14 protein-coding genes are annotated in these 19,175 nt (G+C 69.0%); 1 reads left to right on the plus strand and 13 read right to left on the minus strand.

What is annotated here, in order from left to right:
* Positions 1-44: 44 nt before the first annotated feature.
* Positions 45-2,558, minus strand: a complete 2,514-nt coding sequence (locus ACEVFP_RS16310; protein ID WP_375000497.1) for an ATP-dependent Clp protease ATP-binding subunit — start codon at positions 2,556-2,558, stop codon at positions 45-47.
* Positions 2,559-2,723: 165 nt separating this feature from the next.
* A complete protein-coding gene (gene guaA, locus ACEVFP_RS16315; protein ID WP_375000498.1) occupies positions 2,724-4,292 on the minus strand; it encodes a glutamine-hydrolyzing GMP synthase in 1,569 nt (522 codons plus the stop codon).
* A 267-nt stretch (positions 4,293-4,559) separates the two neighbouring features.
* On the opposite strand from guaA, the gene ACEVFP_RS16320 reads away from it, so the two are divergent.
* Positions 4,560-5,378 carry an adenylate/guanylate cyclase domain-containing protein gene (locus ACEVFP_RS16320; RefSeq protein ID WP_375000499.1) on the plus strand — a complete coding sequence of 273 codons (819 nt, stop codon included), beginning with the start codon at positions 4,560-4,562 and terminating at the stop codon, positions 5,376-5,378.
* 96 nt (positions 5,379-5,474) lie between these two features.
* On the opposite strand, the gene ACEVFP_RS16325 is transcribed toward ACEVFP_RS16320, so the two are convergent.
* From ACEVFP_RS16325 to ACEVFP_RS16375, 11 genes are all read right to left on the minus strand, one after another.
* A complete protein-coding gene (locus ACEVFP_RS16325) occupies positions 5,475-7,163 on the minus strand; it encodes a GMC oxidoreductase (protein WP_375000500.1) in 1,689 nt (562 codons plus the stop codon).
* Positions 7,164-7,323: 160 nt separating this feature from the next.
* Positions 7,324-8,874, minus strand: coding sequence for a succinic semialdehyde dehydrogenase (locus ACEVFP_RS16330; RefSeq protein WP_375000501.1), 1,551 nt, complete (start codon positions 8,872-8,874; stop codon positions 7,324-7,326).
* A 100-nt stretch (positions 8,875-8,974) separates the two neighbouring features.
* Positions 8,975-10,081, minus strand: coding sequence for a GuaB3 family IMP dehydrogenase-related protein (locus ACEVFP_RS16335; protein WP_375000502.1), 1,107 nt, complete (start codon positions 10,079-10,081; stop codon positions 8,975-8,977).
* A gap of 133 nt (positions 10,082-10,214) precedes the next feature.
* On the minus strand, positions 10,215-11,726 hold the full coding sequence (gene guaB, locus ACEVFP_RS16340) for an IMP dehydrogenase (RefSeq protein WP_375000503.1): 1,512 nt from the start codon (positions 11,724-11,726) through the stop codon (positions 10,215-10,217).
* 57 nt (positions 11,727-11,783) lie between these two features.
* Entirely contained in the window at positions 11,784-12,542 is a 759-nt protein-coding gene (locus ACEVFP_RS16345; RefSeq protein ID WP_375000504.1) for an ABC transporter permease, read from the minus strand.
* A 150-nt stretch (positions 12,543-12,692) separates the two neighbouring features.
* The gene (locus ACEVFP_RS16350) at positions 12,693-13,436 is read right to left on the minus strand and encodes a siderophore-interacting protein (protein WP_375000505.1); all 744 of its coding nucleotides are present in this window, start codon (positions 13,434-13,436) and stop codon (positions 12,693-12,695) included.
* Positions 13,437-13,439: 3 nt separating this feature from the next.
* Positions 13,440-14,411, minus strand: a complete 972-nt coding sequence (locus ACEVFP_RS16355; protein ID WP_375000506.1) for an ABC transporter substrate-binding protein — start codon at positions 14,409-14,411, stop codon at positions 13,440-13,442.
* Positions 14,408-15,391 (minus strand): ABC transporter substrate-binding protein, encoded by a 984-nt coding sequence (locus ACEVFP_RS16360; protein ID WP_375000507.1) that lies wholly within the window; start codon positions 15,389-15,391, stop codon positions 14,408-14,410. The genes ACEVFP_RS16355 and ACEVFP_RS16360 overlap by 4 nt, the downstream gene beginning before the upstream one ends.
* A gap of 54 nt (positions 15,392-15,445) precedes the next feature.
* Positions 15,446-16,435 (minus strand): ABC transporter substrate-binding protein, encoded by a 990-nt coding sequence (locus ACEVFP_RS16365; protein WP_375000508.1) that lies wholly within the window; start codon positions 16,433-16,435, stop codon positions 15,446-15,448.
* Between the two features lie 76 nt (positions 16,436-16,511).
* Positions 16,512-18,137: a 4Fe-4S binding protein gene (locus tag ACEVFP_RS16370; protein WP_375000509.1), complete on the minus strand. Its 1,626-nt coding sequence runs from the start codon at positions 18,135-18,137 to the stop codon at positions 16,512-16,514.
* A 16-nt stretch (positions 18,138-18,153) separates the two neighbouring features.
* Positions 18,154-19,080 carry a diiron oxygenase gene (locus ACEVFP_RS16375; RefSeq protein ID WP_375000510.1) on the minus strand — a complete coding sequence of 309 codons (927 nt, stop codon included), beginning with the start codon at positions 19,078-19,080 and terminating at the stop codon, positions 18,154-18,156.
* Positions 19,081-19,175 lie beyond the last annotated feature (95 nt).

Below are 19,175 nucleotides of genomic sequence, written 5' to 3' on the forward strand. Positions count from 1 at the left end.
CCGGAACCCCTGCTCGGGTTCCGGGCCTCATCAGTGGTACGGACTCACTCGCCGGAGCCGGCCTCCACCGCAAGCGGGTCGGTGCCCTCGGTGAGCTCGAGCTCGGCCTTGGGGGTGCCCTTGAAGGTGAAGTACGCCTCCTTGCCCTCGCCCTCGACGTCGACCAGGACGATCTCGCCGGCGCGAACCTCGCCGAAGAGCATCTTCTCCGCCAGCGTGTCCTCGATCTCGCGCTGGACCGTGCGACGCAGTGGGCGCGCACCGAGCACGGGGTCGAACCCACGCTTGGCGAGCAGCTCCTTGGCGGCGGGGGTCAGCTCGATGCCCATGTCCTTGTCCTTCAGGCGGGTCTCGAGCGAGCCGATCATCATGTCGACCATCTCGATGATCTCGTCCTGCGTGAGCGGCGGGAAGACCACGATCTCATCGACACGGTTGAGGAACTCGGGCCGGAAGTGCTGCTTGAGCTCCTCGGAGACCTTGGCCTTCATCTGCTCGTAGCTGCCCGCGACGTCATCAGCCCGGCTGAAGCCCAGGTTGACGCCCTTGGCGATGTCACGCGTGCCGAGGTTCGTCGTCATGATGATGACGGTGTTCTTGAAGTCGACCACACGACCCTGGGAGTCGGTGAGCCGGCCTTCCTCGAGGATCTGCAACAGCGAGTTGAAGATGTCGGGGTGGGCCTTCTCGACCTCGTCGAACAGCACGACGCTGAACGGCTTGCGACGGACCTTCTCGGTGAGCTGTCCGCCCTCCTCGTAGCCGACATAGCCAGGAGGCGAGCCGAACAGGCGCGAGACGGTGTGCTTCTCGCTGTACTCGCTCATGTCGAGCTGGATCAGCGCCTCGTCCTCGCCGAACAGGAAGTTGGCGAGCGCCTTGGACAGCCAGGTCTTGCCGACACCGGACGGGCCGGCGAAGATGAACGATCCGCCGGGGCGTCGGGGATCCTTGAGTCCGGCACGGGTGCGCCGGATCGCCCGCGACAGTGCCTTGACGGCCTCGTCCTGACCGATGACCCGCTTGTGGAGCTCGGCCTCCATGTTGAGCAGGCGACCGGACTCCTCCTCGCTGAGCTTGACGATCGGGATGCCGGTGGCCAGCGCGAGGACCTCGGCGACGAGCTCCTCGTCGACGACCGCCACGACGTCCATGTCGCCGGCACGCCACTGCTTCTCGCGCTCGGCCTTGGCGAGGATGAGCTTCTTCTCCTCATCACGCAGGGAGGCGGCGGCCTCGAAGTCCTGCGCATCGATGGCGCCCTCCTTGCGGCGGCGGACGTCGTCGATCTTCTCGTCGAACTCCTTGAGGTCCGGCGGAGCCGTCATCCGACGGATGCGCAACCGCGATCCCGCCTCGTCGACGAGGTCGATGGCCTTGTCCGGCAGGAAGCGGTCCGAGACGTAACGGTCGGCCAAGGTGGCTGCGGCCACGAGGGCGTCGTCGGTGATGGTGACGCGGTGGTGTGCCTCGTAGCGGTCCCGCAGTCCCTTGAGCATCTCGATGGTGTGCGCGATCGAGGGCTCCGGCACCTGGATGGGCTGGAAGCGGCGCTCGAGGGCGGCGTCCTTCTCGAAGTGCTTGCGGTACTCATCGAGCGTCGTGGCACCGATGGTCTGCAGCTCGCCGCGGGCCAGCATCGGCTTGAGGATGCTGGCGGCGTCGATGGCACCCTCGGCGGCTCCGGCCCCGACGAGGGTGTGGATCTCGTCGATGAACAGGATGATGTCGCCGCGGGTGCGGATCTCCTTGAGCACCTTCTTGAGGCGCTCCTCGAAGTCACCGCGGTAGCGCGAGCCGGCCACCAACGCACCGAGGTCGAGCGTGTAGATGTGCTTGTCCTTGAGCGTCTCGGGGACGTCGCCCTTGACGATGTCCTGCGCAAGGCCCTCCACGACGGTGGTCTTGCCGACGCCGGGCTCGCCGATGAGCACCGGGTTGTTCTTGGTGCGGCGGCTGAGGACCTGCATGACGCGCTCGATCTGCGTCTCACGGCCGATGACCGGATCGAGCTTGCCCTCGCGTGCGGCCTGCGTCAGGTTGCGGCCGAACTGGTCGAGCACCGCCGACGTGCTGGGCTGGCTCTCGCTGGGCGCACCGGCAGTCTCGGCCTCCTTGCCCTGGAAGCCGCTGACGAGCTGGATGACCTGCTGGCGGACCCGGTTGAGGTCGGCACCGAGCTTGACCAGCACCTGTGCTGCCACGCCCTCGCCCTCGCGGATGAGGCCGAGCAGGATGTGCTCGGTGCCGATGTAGTTGTGGCCCAGCTGCAGCGCCTCGCGCAGGCTGAGCTCCAGCACCTTCTTGGCACGCGGCGTGAACGGGATGTGCCCGCTGGGCGCCTGCTGGCCTTGGCCGATGATGTCCTCGACCTGGCCGCGGACTGCCTCCAGGGAGATGTCCAGGCTCTCGAGCGCCTTGGCAGCGACCCCTTCGCCCTCGTGGATCAGGCCGAGGAGGATGTGCTCGGTGCCGATGTAGTTGTGGCTGAGCATGCGCGCTTCTTCTTGGGCGAGCACGACGACGCGCCTGGCGCGGTCGGTGAACCTCTCGAACATTCGTCCCCCTTGGAACGGGTACTGGTTCTCTTTAGTCTAGTTGCGGGTTGTTCACTCCGTGGAGGGACGCCCACATACGGGATTCAACGGCACCTTGGCCCCCGCTGTTCCGCCGTTCGCCGTGGGCGTAAACCATGCAGCACGACCCTGGTCAGGGCCACAGACTCACTCCCACTCGATCGTTCCGGGCGGCTTGCTGGTGACGTCCAGCACCACCCGGTTGACCTCCTCGACCTCGTTGGTGATGCGCGTGGAGATGCGCTCCAGCACGTCGTGCGGCAACCGGCTCCAGTCAGCGGTCATGGCGTCCTCGCTGGAGACCGGGCGCAGCACGATCGGATGGCCGTACGTGCGACCGTCACCCTGGACACCCACGGAGTGGACGTCGGCGAGCAGCACGACGGGGAACTGCCAGATCTGCGCGTCGAGACCGGCGCGCGCGGTCTCCTCACGCACGATGGCGTCGGCGCGGCGCAGGACGTCCAGCCGCTCGGCATCGACGGCGCCGATGATGCGGATCGCCAGACCCGGCCCGGGGAACGGGTGCCGACCGACGATGGCCTCGGGGATGCCGAGCTGTCGCCCGACCTCGCGGACCTCGTCCTTGAACAGCGTGCGCAGCGGCTCCACGAGCGAGAACTCCAAGTCCTCGGGAAGTCCTCCGACGTTGTGGTGGCTCTTGATGTTGGCTGCCCCCTCACCGCCACCGGACTCCACGACGTCGGGGTAGAGCGTTCCCTGCACGAGGAACTTGACCGGCGGGCCCGGGGTGGCGAGCACCTCGCGCTCGGCCTCCTCGAAGACTCGGATGAACTCACGTCCGATGATCTTGCGCTTGCTCTCGGGGTCGCTGACACCTTCCAGGTGCCCGAGGAACTGAGCCTTGGCGTCGACGACCTTCAGGTCCACGCCCGTGGCCTCGACGTAGTCGCGCTCGACCTGCTCGGCCTCGCCCTGCCTCAGCAGACCGTGGTCCACGAAGACAGCGGTCAGCCGGTCCCCCACGGCTCGCTGCACCAGAGCGGTGGAGACGGCAGAGTCGACGCCCCCGGAGAGGGCGGAGATGACACGCGCCTGGCCCACCTCGGCCCGGATCTTCTCGACCTGCTCCTCCACGATGTTGACGCTCGTCCACGTCCGACGGCAGCCGGCGATGTCGACCAGGAAGCGTTCGAGGACGTCCTGGCCGTGCTCGGAGTGCATGACCTCGGGGTGCCACTGCACCCCGGCGAGGCCACGCTCGACGTTCTCGAAGGCGGCGACGGTGGCGCGCGGGGAACGGGCGTTGACACTGAAGCCCTCGGGCGCTCCGACGACCTCGTCCCCGTGGGACATCCACGACACGAGCGAGGTGGGCAGCCCGTCCAGCAGCGTGCCCGGGTCGAGCACCTCCACGTCGGTGCGGCCGTACTCGCGCTGGCCGGTGCGGGCGACGTCACCGCCCAGGGCGGCCGCCATGGCCATGAAGCCGTAGCAGATGCCGAAGACCGGGACCGTGCCGTCCACGAGCGCGGGGTCCAGCCGTGGCGCGTCGGGGGTGTACACCGACGCCGGCCCTCCGGACAGGACGATGGCCTTGGGCTGCTTGGCGAGCATCTGCTCCACCGGCATGGTGTGCGGGACGATCTCGGAGTAGACCTTGGCCTCACGCACCCGTCGCGCGATGAGCTGGGCGTACTGGGCACCGAAGTCGACGACGAGAACGAGATCATGGTCTGGTGTCACGGACAGCATCGTATCGGCGCGAGATTTTTCCCAGACACCTCGTAACCCCGTGGACGGTCCGTCGTTGAACTAGACGGATCTAACAACACTCCCTCCCGTTAGATCTTTGTGCCCGCTCCCAAGCGGCACCGAACAGGACCCGGCCCGTGAGCTCCCTCCAGGCCGGGTTCTGTGTTCCCGCAGACATCCCACCGTGACGGGCCGATGATCGGCCTGGGCCGCGCGTTTCGCGCCAGGCATGTCCGACGAGCGCGGCATGCCCTAGATTCACTCTTGATGTCGACGCTCGAGCTGGTGCTGATCGCTGTCGTCGCTCTCTGGTCCGCGGCGCTGGTGGTCACCACGACCCTGTGGCTCGTCACCCGTCGCCGGGTCCTCACCCTGCGCCGGCGCCTGGATCAGCTGCGACGTCCCTCACCTCGACGTCGTCGCCTGGTGCCGACACCTACCCAGGCAGTGCGCGGCGCGGTGGGCACGGCGATCATGGTCAAGGACCATGGCATCGGCGGGGTGCTGCGCGGCTCGATCGGCGAGCTGGCGGGCTGGGCCGACGTGGAGCGGCCGGACCTGGTGCGCCTGGCAGCCCTCGACGGCACCGTCACGATCCTGTTCTCCGACATCGAGGACTCCACGACCTTGAACCACGATCTCGGCGACCGCGCCTGGGTGCAGCTGCTGACCAAGCACGACCGGATCATCACCCACGCCGTCACCGAGCACGGCGGGCACGTCGTCAAGACTCAGGGCGACGGCTTCATGGTGGCCTTCGGCTCGCCGGCCGAGGCGGTTCGGGCGGCCGTCGACATCCAGCGCGGCATCGCAGGTGTGCGACCGGGGTCCCGGCTCGCGTCGGTCAACGTGCGCATCGGCGCCCACCGCGGTTCGGCGGTGCACCGCGACAACGACCTGTTCGGTCGCAACGTCGCCCACGCGGCCCGCGTGGCCTCGCAGGCCGACGGCGGCGAGATCCTCATCAGCGACTCCGTGCTGGAGCAGCTGGATGCCGAGGAGTTCGATGTCCTTGAGTCCCGCGCCGTCACCCTCAAAGGCATCCCCGGCTCGCACGAGGTCCACTCGATCGAGTGGACCGACTGATGGTCTTTCCGATTCGTGAGCCCGGGCACCCAACCACGCGCTGGTTGGGTGCCCGGGCTCACGAATCGGGGGGACTCACCCGTCGGGGGCTGGGCGTCAGCTGACACCCACGATCGGCAGGCGTAGCGCCGCGGGAGCGTCATCAGGTACCACCGGATGGTTGGGCATGACCGGGTCGAGCCGGCGAAAGTCCTCCCCGACGGCCGGACGGACGTCCGCCTCACCCTTGTTGGGCCAGTAGGACATCGCCCGCTCAGCCTGCGCGGTGATGGTCAACGACGGGTTGACACCCAGGTTGGCGCTGATCGCCGAACCGTCCACGACGTGCAGGCCCTCGTACCCGTACAGACGGTGGAAGGGATCGATGACACCGGTCTCTGCGGAGTCGCCGATGCAGGCCCCGCCCATGAAGTGCGCCGTGAGCGGCACGTTGAACGGCTCACCGATCGTGCCCCCGGCGGTCCCACCCATGTGCTCGGCCATGTGCTGGACGGCCTGGTGCCCCGGCTCGATGAAGGCCGGGTTGGGGGCGCCGTGGCCCTGCCTGGAGGTTAGCCGCCGCCCGAACAGACCTCGCTTGGTGAAGGTGGTGATCGAGTTGTCGTGCGTCTGCATGACGAGCGCGATGACGGTGCGCTCGGACCAATGCCGCAGGTCGTAGAGCTTGAACAGGTTCCGCTTCTGACGCCACATCTCCTTGAGCCACGTCTTCCACCGCGCCGTCGGCAAGCTCCCGTCGGTCAGGACGGTCTGCATGAGAGACATCGCATTGGATCCCTTGCCGTAGCGCACCGGCTCGACATGGGTGTGCTCATCAGGGTGGAAAGACGACGTGATGGCGACGCCCTCGGTGTAGTCGACGTCACGATCGTCGGCGATCGCGCCGAGCAGGGCCTCGGAGTTGGTGCGGGTGAGCAGACCCAGCCGGTCCGAGACGTGCGCGAGCGCGCCGTCGTCCTTCATCCGGTGCAGCAGCTTCTGAGTTCCCATCGTGCTGGCCGCGAAGACCACCTGCTGGGCGGTCATGGTGCGCCGGCGCCGGAACCGCTTGTTGGTGCGGCGCACCTCGACCTCGTAGCCACCGCCTGGCAGCGGACGCACGGCCGTGGCGGTGGTGAGCGCATGGACCTCGGCGCCGTGCTTCTCTGCGAGGTAGAGGTAGTTCTTGACCAGCGTGTTCTTGGCGTTGTGGCGGCAGCCCGTCATGCACTCACCGCAGTGGGTGCAGGCATGACGCTCAGGCCCCTGACCACCGAAGAACGGGTCAGCGACCTTGGCGCCGGGCTCGCCGAAGAGCACCCCGACGGGCGTGTGGTGGAAGGTGCCCTCGACGCCCATGTCGGCGGCGGTCTTGCGCAGGACGCGGTCGGCGGGCGTCTCCACCGGGTACGTCGTGACGCCGAGCATTCGCTTGGCCTGGTCGTAGTAGGGCGCCAGCTCGGCCTTCCAGTCAGTGATGTGCCCCCACGCGGGGTCCTTGTAGAAGGGGTCGAGAGGCTCATAGAGCGTGTTGGCATAGACGAGCGACCCGCCCCCCACACCCGCACCGGACAGGATGAGGACGTCCTTGAGCTTGTCGATGCGCTGGATGCCGTAGCAGCCCAGCTGCGGTAGCCACAGGAACTTGCGCAGCCGCCAGGACGTCTTGGCGAAGTCCTCGTCGCGGAACCGCTTGCCGGCCTCCAGCACGGCGACGTCGTACCCCTTCTCCACCAGGCGCAGCGCCGAGACGCTACCGCCGAACCCGGACCCGATGACGATGACGTCGTGGTCGAACTCGCTCATCCTTCGTCTCCTCTCGCGCAGTGTGCCATCTTGATGCGCTCACGCCCTGTGTCATTGACGCGCTCACGCACCGCGTCATCGATGCGCTCACGCGCGGGGGTCATTGACGCGCTCACGCACCGCGTCATCGATGCGCTCACGCACCGCGTCATCGATGCGCTCACGCGCGGGGAGTCCGACGCAGGATCTTCAGGCCGACGGTCATCAGCCTCGACCACAGCCGGGAACTGACGAACGACGGCCCGCCGACCGGCAGCCCGCGCTGGACGGCCACGGCCTGCGGCTCGGTGTAGCGCAGGATGCCCTCAGCACCCTGGCGACGTCCGACGCCCGAGCTCCGCATGCCACCCATCGGGGCGTCGATGCTGCCGAAGCTGGCCGAGAAGCCCTCGTTGATGTTGACGGTGCCCGCCTTGATGCGCGGGGCGATGCGGCGGGCCTCACGCACAGGGCCGAAGACCGAGGCGTTGAGGCCGTACTCGCCGGCGTTGGCGAGCTCCACGGCCTCCTCGACGTCTGAGTAGCGGTACAGGGAGACGAGCGGACCGAACGTCTCCTCGGCGAAGCACTCGGCCGCCTCCGTGACCCCCTCCAGCACCGTCGGCTCGTAGAAGTACGGGCCGAGGTCGGGGCGCGCTCGCCCACCGGTCAGCACGGTGGCCCCGTTGGCGACGGCATCCTCGACGTGCTTGGTGACCGTCTCGACCTGGGACTGGGAGATGAGCGAGCCGACGTCGGCGTCCCAGTCCAGCGACGCCCCCAGACTCAGCGCCTGCACCCGACGTACGAACGCGTCGCGGAAGGCGTCGAGCTGCGAGTCGTGGACGTAGAGCCGCTCGATGGAGACGCACAGCTGCCCGGCCGAGGAGAAGCAGGCCGTGACCGCTCCCGCCGCGGCACGCTCGACGTCGGCACCGGGCAGCACGACCATCGGGTTCTTCCCGCCGAGCTCCAGCGAGTAGTTGACCAGCCGCTCGGCGGCCTGCTTGGCCACGATCGTCCCGGTGGCGGTGGAACCGGTGAAGCAGATGTAGTCGGCCCGCTCGATGATCGCGGTGCCGACGACCGACCCGGGGCCGCTGACGACCTGCCACACGTCGGCGGGCACGCCGGCGCGACGCAGCAGCTCCACGCCGGCCAACGCGATGAGCGGGCTCTGGCTGTCGGGCTTGTGGACCACCGCGTTGCCAGCGGCGATGGCCGGGAGGCCGTCGGACAGGGCCATGGTGAGCGGGTAGTTCCAGGGGCTGATGATGCCCACGACCCCCTTGGGCACCTGGTTGACCCGGACGCTGGTCAGACCGGGAAGCACACCGTTGCGTCGGCTCGGACTGACCTGGCCACGCAACCTGCGGGCATAGAAACGAGCGGTGAGCGCGAGGTGGGCCACCTCGTCGAACGCGTGCGCGCGGGACTTGCCGGACTCGATCTGGATGAGGTCGAGCAGCTCGTCGGTGTGCTCCAGCACGAGGTCGTGCAGCCTCAGCAGGGCGGCCGAGCGCGATGCCAGCGGAGTGCGGGCCCACCGTTCCTGCGCGACGCGAGCGGTGTCGAAGGCCGTCTCCACGTCCTCGATGCTCGACAGCGGGACCTGCGCGACGTCCTCGCCGGTCAGCGGAGACGTCGTGGTGCGGACCTCCCCCGTGGTGCTGCGGACGAGGGCGGTGAGACTACGGACCCGGGACGCGGGGACGACGCTGGCGACAGACATGCGAGTCAGGATACCGCCGGTATGTGGATCGTGCAGCATCCTGTGGCGGCACTCTCGCCCAGGCGTGCGGTACCTGCGCGGCGCCGCGGACGGCGCCGGGTCAGGACACCGTGACCTCGACCCTCTGGAACTCCTTGAGCTCGGTGTAGCCGGTGGTGGCCATGGCGCGACGCAGCGCGCCGATCAGGTTCATGGTTCCGTCAGGCACCGATGACGGACCGAACAGCAGCGACTCCAAGGATCCCGACGTCCCGAACTCCACGCGTTCACCGCGCGGCAGCTCGGCATGCCAGGCCTCGGCGCCCCAGTGGAAGCCACGGCCGGGCGCCTCGGCGGCCCGCGCGAACGGCGAGCCGAGCATGACGGCGTCGGCGCCGCAGGCGATGGCCTTGGCGATGTCCCCGCTGCGTCCGATCGACCCGTCGGCGATGACGTGGACGTACCGGCCGCCGGACTCATCGAGGTAGTCACGACGGGCGGCGGCGACGTCAGCCACCGCGGAGGCCATCGGGACGGCCACGCCGAGGACCGAGCGCGTGGTGTGCGCGGCCCCGCCGCCGAAGCCGACGAGCACGCCGGCAGCGCCGGTGCGCATGAGGTGCAGGGCCGCCTGGTACGTGGCACAACCGCCGACGATGACGGGGACGTCGAGCTCGTAGATGAACTCCTTGAGGTTCAGCGGCTCGGTCTGGCCGGAGACGTGCTCGGCCGAGACGGTGGTGCCGCGGATCACGAAGAGGTCCACCCCGGCCTCGACGACGACGTCGGCGAACTGCTTGGTGCGCTGCGGGGAGAGCGCACCGGCCACGGTGACACCGGCGTCGCGAATCTGCTGCAGCCGGGCCGTGATCAGCTCGGGCTTGATGGGCTCGGCGTAGATCTCCTGCATGCGGGCGTTGGCCGTGCCGGGCTCGAGGTCCGCGATCTCGGCCAGCAGGGTCTCGGGGTCCTCGTACCGGGTCCACAGACCCTCGAGGTCGAGCACGCCGAGGCCGCCGTGACGACCGAGCTCGATCACCGTGTCCGGACTCATCACCGAGTCCATGGGGGCGGCGACGACCGGCAGCTCGAACCGGTAGGCGTCGATCTGCCAGTGGGTGGAGACCTCCTCCGGATCACGGGTGCGCCGACTCGGCACGATCGCGATGTCGTCGAAGGAGTACGCTCGGCGGCCGCGCTTGGCGGTCCCGATCTCGATCTCAGCCATGCCGATACCCTATCGCCCGCCCCACGGGCCCCAGGTTTCCCACGAGACCGCTCTTTCCCTGCGCAAAGCACACGAAGTTTCGTGTCATCACTGCAGGTCTTGAGCGGTCTCGTGGGAAACCTGCAGACGTGGGTCAGCGACCGGTGTAGTTGGGTGCCTCGGCGACCATCTGGATGTCGTGCGGGTGGCTCTCCTTCAGGCCGGCCGAGGTGATGCGCACGAACCGGCCACGTGCCTGCAGCTCCGCGATGGTCGGTGCCCCGACGTAGAACATCGACTGGTGCAGACCTCCGACGAGCTGGTGGACCACCGCGCCCAGCGGCCCGCGGTAGGCCACCTGGCCCTCGATGCCCTCGGGGACGATCTTGTCGTCACTGGTGACGTCGGCCTGGAAGTAGCGGTCCTTGGAGTAGGACTTCTTGCCACGCGATGCCATGGCCCCGATGGAACCCATACCGCGATAGGTCTTGTACTGCTTGCCGGCGACGAAGACCAGCTCGCCAGGGCTCTCCTCGCACCCGGCCAGCAGCGAGCCGACCATGACCGAGTCCGCGCCGGCGACCAGCGCCTTGGCGATGTCGCCGGAGTACTGCAGCCCGCCGTCGGCGATGACCGGGACCCCGGCGGGCTTGCAGGCCAGCGATGCCTCGTACACGGCTGTCACCTGTGGGACGCCGACGCCGGCCACGACGCGGGTGGTGCAGATCGAACCGGGCCCCACCCCCACCTTGACCGCGTCCGCCCCGGCGTCGACGAGTGCCTGCGCACCCTCGCGAGTGGCGACGTTGCCGCCGATGACCTGGATGTCGTCGAACGCCGGATCGGCCTTGATCCGCCGGATCATGTCCAGCAGCGCCTGGGCGTGACCGTGCGCGGTGTCGACGACCAGGACGTCCACGCCGGCCTCCCGCAGGGCGTTGGCCCGCTCCCAGGAATCGCCGAAGAAGCCGACGGCGGCACCGACGAGCAGCCGGCCCTCGGAGTCCTTGCTGGCCATCGGATACTGCTCGGACTTCACGAAGTCCTTGACGGTGATGAGTCCCGCGAGCCGACCCTCGTCGTCGATGATCGGCAGTCGCTCGCGCTTGTGCTGGCGCAGCAGCGAGGAAGCGTCCTCACGACTGATCCCGACGGGGCCGGTCACCAGCGGCATCGGGGTCATGACGTCGCCGACGAGGGTGCTCGCCCACTCCGCGACGGGCGTGAAGCGCAGGTCGCGGTTGGTGATGATGCCGAGCAGGTGGTCGTCGGGGTCGACGACGGGTAGGCCGGAGACGCGGTACTCGCCGCAGATCTCGTCGAGCTCCTCCAGCGTCGCCTTGGGACCGATCGTCACCGGGTTGGGGATCATGCCGGTCTGGGTCCGCTTGACCAGGTCGACCTGGTAGCTCTGGTCCTCGATGGAGAGGTTGCGGTGCAGGATGCCGATACCGCCCTCGCGGGCCATCGCGATCGCCATGCGGGACTCGGTGACGGTGTCCATGGCACTGGACAGCAGAGGGATCCGCAGAGTCATCTCACGGGTCAGGCGCGCGGCGGTGTCCGCCTCGCTGGGGATGACGTCGGTCTCGCCCGGGAGGAGCAGGACGTCGTCGTAGGTGAGTCCGAGGGTGGCGAATGCGTCTGGGATGCCCGGCTGATCCATGGCCCGATCCTACGCCCGTGAGCCAGCACACGCCGGTGGTGGAGCCCTGGCCCGGTCTCAGTCGGCCAGGAGGTCCCCGACGTCGTCCGGCATGAGCCGACCGGCGGCGACAAGCCGCTCCACGAGCACCACCGTGATGACCTGTGCCGCCATGATCCCGAACAGCACGAGCACCTGCGCGGTGGCGGCCTGCACCGGAGATCCTCCGCCGAGCATGACACCGATGAAGGCACCGGGGAGCGTGACCAGTCCGGTGGTCCGCACCTGGTCGAGCCCCGGCACGAGCGCCTCCGGCACGCGGTCGTGGATGATCTCGCGGATCGCCTGTTGCGGCAGCATGCCCACCGAGAGCCCGGCCTCGTACTGCGGCAGCCCCTCGCGCAGCGCGTCGAACGCCCGCCGCCCGGCGAGGGTGTGCGCCGTCATCGTGTTGCCGATGATGATGCCTGCCACCGGGATGACGGCAATCCCCTCGGCCGGCACCGCGCCCGTGCCGAGGATGATCGCCAGGACCGGCACGAGCGCGACGCCCATCGCCGCGGCCGCTCCCGGCCACACGGCCAGCCCGCCGACCCGGCGCGACGTCGTGAGCACGGCCGTCGCGAACATCACCAGCACGAAGGCGGAGGAGAGCCACAGGTCCTCCACGACGAACGCGATCACCAGCGCCACGACGGTGAGCTGGACGAGCGCTCGCGTCCCCGCCACGAGCACCGGCCCCTGCAGCCCGTACCGGCCGTAGTGGTGGCCGATGAGCGCCAGCACCAGCAGCGCCCCCAGCGCGAGGGCGACGGGCAGCCCGGGCTCGATCGACACACCGGCAGGCTAGTGCTCTGCCGTCCCACACGCCCCCTGATTCCCATGAGCTCATGGGGATCAGGTGACATCCCACGGTTTCCTGTTGCTCACCCCTGTGTGTTTCCCGGGGTGAGCAACAGATTTTCACGAGGAGTGAGGGTCAGCTCTTCACAGGCCGGCCTTGCCGGTGGCCCAGTACGGCTGCGTCTTCACGGAGCGACGATCGAGCCCCACGATGTCACGGAGAACGCAGCGCTGGCGCTGGATGGACTGCCCGTGCCCGGCGACGTAGGCCCGCGGAGAGTCCAGCAGGCGCAGGGCCTCGACGTTCTGCGCCAGCCACGCGTCTACGGCGACACCCGGCCTCGGCCCGGCACTGATCACCGTGCTGCGCGGCACCAGCAGCTGCGCCGCCTCCACGTCCTCGGGCGGCACCTCCAGGACGGCGACCAGGTCGCGGCCCTCAGCGGCGGTCCGTCGTTCCATGGCCATCGCAAGACTGATGACCGTGGCGTCGCCGAGCAGCACGACCGGTGCGTCGTCGCTCTCCCACCGGAAGGCCCGCGTGGAGGACCATCGCGAGACCAGCACGTCGTCACCCACGCGCCAGCTCTCGATGAGGTCGTGACCGGGGGTGGGCTCATCGACCTGGTCACCGTGGCGCTGCACGATGATCGTGAGGTCGCCGCCCTCACCGACCGGGTCGAGCAGCGCGGGCGTGTAGTGCCGGTAGTCGACCCGCGAGACCCTGAACGCCGTGACGTCGCACGGGTCGGTGGCCACCTCGGCGAAGGCCCGGCTGCGCAGGACGATCCGACGTAGCCCCGGCGAGAGCTCCTCGGTGACCGCGACGCTCGCCGGGTGCGCAGTGGCGTCGACCCGGTCGGCGATGAAGGCGAGCGTGCGTCCCATGCCTCAGTCCGCGTACGGCTCGAGGGCGTCGGCCAGTCGATCCATGACTCGCGCATACCCGGCGGGACTGGGCGGAGTCACCGCAGCCCAGTCGACGTACGCGTCCTCACGAGCAGCGGCGAGGGTCCGGAACGCCGGCTGGTCCTGAGCCGACTCCCGCTGCGCCTCGGGAATCCGCGAGTCCCACACCACGATGTCCGCCGGGTACTTGTCGGCGTTCTCCCAGCTGAGCTCCTCCCACGGGCTGCCCGCGCTGGCCTCGGCCTGCACGATGGGCAGCCCGAGGGAGCGGTAGTGGTCGACGTCCGCGAACGCACCAGGACCCGCGAGGTAGAGCAGCTCGTCCGTGGCCGATGCGAACAGGATCTGCTGACCGTCCAGACCCTCGGCCACGGACCGCAGCCGGTCCGATGCCTCGTCGAAGGCCAGCTGGCCGTCATGCACCTGCTCGGAGTCGAGGTCGGCACCCAGCGCCACGGCCAGCTTCTCGACCCGCTCCAGGACCTCCGGAAGGGTCGACTCGGAGAAGTCCAACCCGAGGGTCGGCGCCAGCTCCGCGGCCTTCTGCTCCTCATCAGCCGGGACGTACCACAGCTCCGGGGGGACGTACATGTTGGAGACGATGAGGTCGGGCTCGGTCTCGGCGAGCTTCTCGAAGGCGAATCCACCCATCTCGCTGCTGCCGGAGACGTCCTCGACGGAGTCGACGTCCAGCCCCTCCACCTGCGGGTCGACCTCGCCGCCCTCGGTGCGCAGCGGTCCGAACGTGGCGACGACGTCGATGCCGTAGTCGGACAGGGCGGAGGCGAGGGTCGACTGCACGACGAGACGCTCCGGTCGGGCCTCGAGCGAGATCTCCTCGCCGCGGTCATCGGTGTAGGTCCACGCGCCGCCCGCGTCGTCATCGGACGATCCGCACCCCGCAACCAGTGCCGCCGTCATGGTGGCGGCGACGAGCGACCGCGGTGTCCTCACGAGAGCTCCTCGAAGTCGTCGGCGAACTTCTCGAACGTCGAGGCGTAGCCGAGGGCGCTCGGTGCGCTCTCGACCCGCCACGGCAGGTAGGCCTCGTCCTGCGCGGCCCGGACCTTGCCCCACACCGGCTGGTCACCGAGCAGGGTGAGGTTGGCCTCGCCGCCACGGGAGTCCCACATGGCGACATCAGCGTCGTAGACGTCGGCGTTCTCCCAGCTCACGTTGTGCCAGTACCCGCCCTCATCGACGTCGCTCTCGTCCGGGGTGACGAGGTCGAGCCCGACCTCGTCTCGCAGGTAGGCCAGGTCGCTGTAGGCAGGGATGTTCGCGACGTAGAGGATGTCGTCGCCGGGTGCCACGACGAGGATGCGCGGGTCACCGGCGTCGGCGGCGATCGACTCGAGCCGGTCACCGACGGCAGCGAGCGCCTCACGGCCCTCGGTGAAGTCGGACTCCTCGGCCCCCAGCGCGGCGGCCAGCCGCTCGGAGTTGCCCACGACGCCGTTGACGTCCTCGCCCTCCAGGTTGATCTGGGCGATGTCGTAGGTGCCGTCGAGCTTGGCGGCCACGTCGTCGTTGATGTACCAGAGGGTGCCGCCGCCGAAGGTCGTAGTGACGATGAGGTCGGGCTCGAGGCCGGCAAGCTTCTCCAGGTCGATGTCGCCGTAGTCGCCACCGCCGGTGACGTCCTCCACTGAGTCGACGTCCAGGTCGCGCGGCTCGAGCGCCAGGTCGGGGTCCGGGTTGTCCGGGGCTCCGAACGTGCCCACCACGAGGTCACCGAGACCCATGTCGGCCAGGGCCACCGCGACGTCCTGGTGGGCGACGATGCGCTGCGGCGCCTCGTCGCGGGTGATCTCGGTGCCGACGTCGTCGGTGAAGGACCATGTGCCGGAGCCGGCATCGTCGGAGCTGCCGCAGGCGGCAAGCGGCAGGGTGAGCGCGAGCACGGCGGCAGCGCAGAGCGAGCGGATCGTCACGGAGTCTTCCTCACAGGTCACGTGCAGGGTCAGGGTCGGCGGGCGAGCCGGGAGTCAGCGGAGGCCGAGCGACTCGAGGTCGTCTGCGAACCTCTCGATGACGTTCGCGTAGCCCTGGGCGCTGGGCGGCGCGACGGAGTGCCACGGGACGTAGTGGTCCTCCTCGGCCGCGGTCACCTTGTTCCAGACCGGCTGGTCCTTGAAGGCGTCCAGGGTCGCCTCCCCGCCACGGGCGTCCCAGATCGCGACGTCGGCGTCGTAGGTGTCGGCGTTTTCCCAGCTGACCGAGTGCCAGTACCCGCCCTCGTCGAGATCGGACTCATCCGGCGTGATGAGGTCCAGGCCCAGCTCGTCGCGGTAGTACTTCAGGTCCGGGTTCGCGTCCGGGTTGGAGACGTACATGATGTCCGTGTCGGGAGAGACCGCCTCGAACGTCGGATCCCCAGCGTCGTCCACGAGGCCCTGCAAACGCTCCCCGGCCTGCTCGAAGGCGGCTCGTCCCTCCTCGAAGTCCGACTCGTCGGCGCCCAGGGCCGCGGCGAGCCGCTCGGTGTTGTCGAAGATGCCCGACAGCGTCTCGCCCTCGAAGTTGATGACGGCGAGGTCGTAGGAGTCCTCGAGCTTGGACTGCACGTCCTCGTTGACGTACCAGAGCTGCGGCTCCAAGTACATGGAGGTGATGATGAGGTCGGGCTCCAGCTCGGCGAGGGCCTCGAGATTGACGTCGCCGTAGTCGCCGCCGCCGGTGACGTCCTCGACGGAGTCGGCGTCGAGTCCGTCGGCCTGTGGGTCGATACCGCCGTCGGGTCCTTCGAGCGGTCCGAAGACTCCGACGATCCTGTCGCCGAGTCCGAGGTCGGTGAGCGCTGCGGCGACGGACGTCTGCACGACGAGGCGTTCGGGCACGGCGTCCAGCGAGATCTCCGTCCCCTTGTCGTCGGTGAACGTCCAGGCGCCCGACTCGGCGTCGTCGGAACCGCCACAGGCGGCGAGGGGCAGAGCGAGCGCGAGCGCGGCGCCCACAGCAGTACGGCGAAGGTTCATAAAGGGAAGGCTACCCTAATTGATCCTCACGGTGCGCGGTGCCCGGCGTGAGGATCGCCACGCCTGCCAGGCGGCGTCAGCGGCGTGCGCCGGCCGTCGCCAGCAGCTCCTCCACCGTGGTGATCTTGACCCGCGGGCGACCACTCGCACGGCCCGCCTCCTGCTCGGCCCGCTCGATGGCACGCATCCCCTTGCCGCGCACCAGACGTGGCTGACGGGACGCGACGAAGCGGCCGAAGTCGCGCTCGGACCGCGCTGGCGACGGCAGCTCGCCGGCAGCAGCATCGGCGAGCAGCGACGTCACCGTCTCACCGGCGCAGGTCCGGTTGGCGCCGATGCCTCCTCGGGCACCGCGCTTGGCCCAGCCGACGACGTAGGCGCCCGGCACGCTCGCCCCGGTGGGGTCGCCGACCCGGCCGGCGACGTTCGGGACGACGCCGGCGGTATCGTCGAAGGGCAGACCCGGGACCGCCCGGCCTCGACGCCCGGTGGAGCAGATGAGCAGCTCCGCCGGGGCGACAAGCTCCCCCTCTGGCCCACTGATGGTGACCGAGCGGAGTCGGTCACCACCATCGGCTCGCAGCACCTGGCGACCGAAGGCCATCACCAACCGCTTGCCCGGGGCCGGTTCCGCCGTCCAGTCACTGCGGACCCGGGGCAGGCCGGCCAACAGAGCAGCGTGGGAGGTCGGCAGGCGGCCGGCCTGCGACTCATCGAGCGTGGAGGCAGCCTCGTCGTCCTCGACGAGCAGCTCGATCCCGTCAGGCAGGGTCAGCAGCTCCGGCCTGGTGAAGGCAGCGTGCTCGGGACCACGCCGGCCGAGCAGGACGACCTCGCGAACGTCGGCCTGGCGCAGTGCCGCGAGGGCGTGGTCGGCGATCTCGGTCCCGGCCAGCCGCTCGACGTCACCCAGGAGGATCCGCGCGATGTCGAGCGCGACGTTGCCGTTGCCCACCACGAAGGCACGCGAGCCCTGCACCTGCACGGCGCCGGCAGGGGTGCCGGGATCGCCGTTGTACCAGGCCACAGTCTCGGTGGCTCCGTGCACGCCGGGCAGGTGCTCGCCCTCGATACCGAGGGAGCGGTCCTCTGGCGCGCCGACGCCGTAGACCACGGCGTCGTGGTGCTCCATCAGCTCGGCATGGGTGAGATGACGACCCACCTCGACGTTCATGTACATCTGCACCCTCGGACGCTCGTACGTCCAGGCAAAGGTGTCCGACACTCGTTTGGTGTCACCGTGGTCGGGTGCGACGCCGGCGCGCAGCAGGCCACCGGCCACCGGCAGACGATCGATGAAGGAGACGTGGGCGTCGCTGGCGGCGAGCAGCTCTCGCGCGGCGTACGTCGCGGCCGGGCCGGTGCCGACCACGGCCACCCGCAGGCCCGACGGCACTCCAGGACGGACCCGGGCATGGGTCTGTTCCTTGGCGACCTCCCGCTCGGGGCGTTGCTCGTAGTAGGCGGCGTTCAGCTCGGCGAAGACCTCCTCGCCGCCCCGCAGGAGCTCGACCGGCTTGACGGCCGAGGCCGGGCAGGCATCGGCGCACGCCCCGCAGTCGATGCAGACGCTCGGGTCGACGTAGAGGATGTCGGTGGTCCCGAAGTCGGGTTCGTCAGGCGTCGGGTGGATGCAGTCGACCGGGCACACCTCGACGCACGAGGCGTCCGAGCAGCAGCTCTGCGTGATCGCGAATGCCATTGGTTGCGGCCTCGTCTCAGAGCATGTGGACGCGGCGGTACAGACGCTTGGCGAACGGCGTCAGCAGGCCGGCCTCGGACAGGAAGTCCATGAGGTGCACGCAGCTCAGGCGCATGAGTGCCTGGTGATGAGTGTTGTTGCGGGCCACCTCGCGGGCGTGCTTGACGTCCAGGCCGGCGGCCTCGTACACGCCGGGGCGCACCAGGCTCTTGACGATGTAGTAGCCGATGGTGGCGATGAGCGCTGCGCTCGCCTCCCGACGCACGCGGCCGACGCCCTCCATGGCCTTGATCGTCTCGTGCCGCGCGAACTTCATGTGGCGTGACTCCTCCACCACGTGGATCTTGCAGATCGTCTTGACCTGGGGCGCCACGGTCTCGCCACGCATCCAGTCCCGCTGCATGACGTCGAGAACCTCCTCGGCCACGAGGATGGAGGTGAAGGCCACCTCTCCTCGGGCGATGAACTTCAGGAGCTTGGCGGCGCGGTGCAGTCGTGGGTGCGGCAGGTAGCTCCGGCCGGCCAGGAGCTCCGCGCCCCGCGCGAACATGATGGAGTGGCGGCACTCGTCGGCGATCTCGGTGAGCGCGAACTGGAACTCCGGCGAGGCGTAGTCCTTGGCGTAGATGTCTTCCAGCAACAGCTGCTGCAGGATCATCTCGAACCAGATGCCGATGCTGGCCACGCTGGCCGCCTCGTGCCGCGTGAGGGTGGCGCGCTGCTCAGGCGTCATCTGGTCCCACAGGTCGGTGCCGTAGAGCGTGCACCACTCAGGGTTGACGCCGTCGTGCAACGGGTCGATCGGGGCGTCCCAGTCGACCTCCACGTTCGGGTCGTAGGACAGCTGCTCGGAGGAGGACAGCAGACGCTCGAGGACACCGTCGTTGTCGACGGCGTCGCGGAACCGGGAAGCACTGGTGGTCTCGGCATCGATGAGTGTCATGTGGGGCTCCTCCGTCGTCGTTGACGAACCGCGACTCTTGAATGTGACATTCTGAGTGTCACATGCGTACTCACGGTATGTCGAGCTCCGAAGCG

The sequence above is a fragment of the Aeromicrobium sp. CTD01-1L150 genome, from assembly GCF_041951745.1.
Lineage (GTDB): Bacteria > Actinomycetota > Actinomycetes > Propionibacteriales > Nocardioidaceae > Aeromicrobium.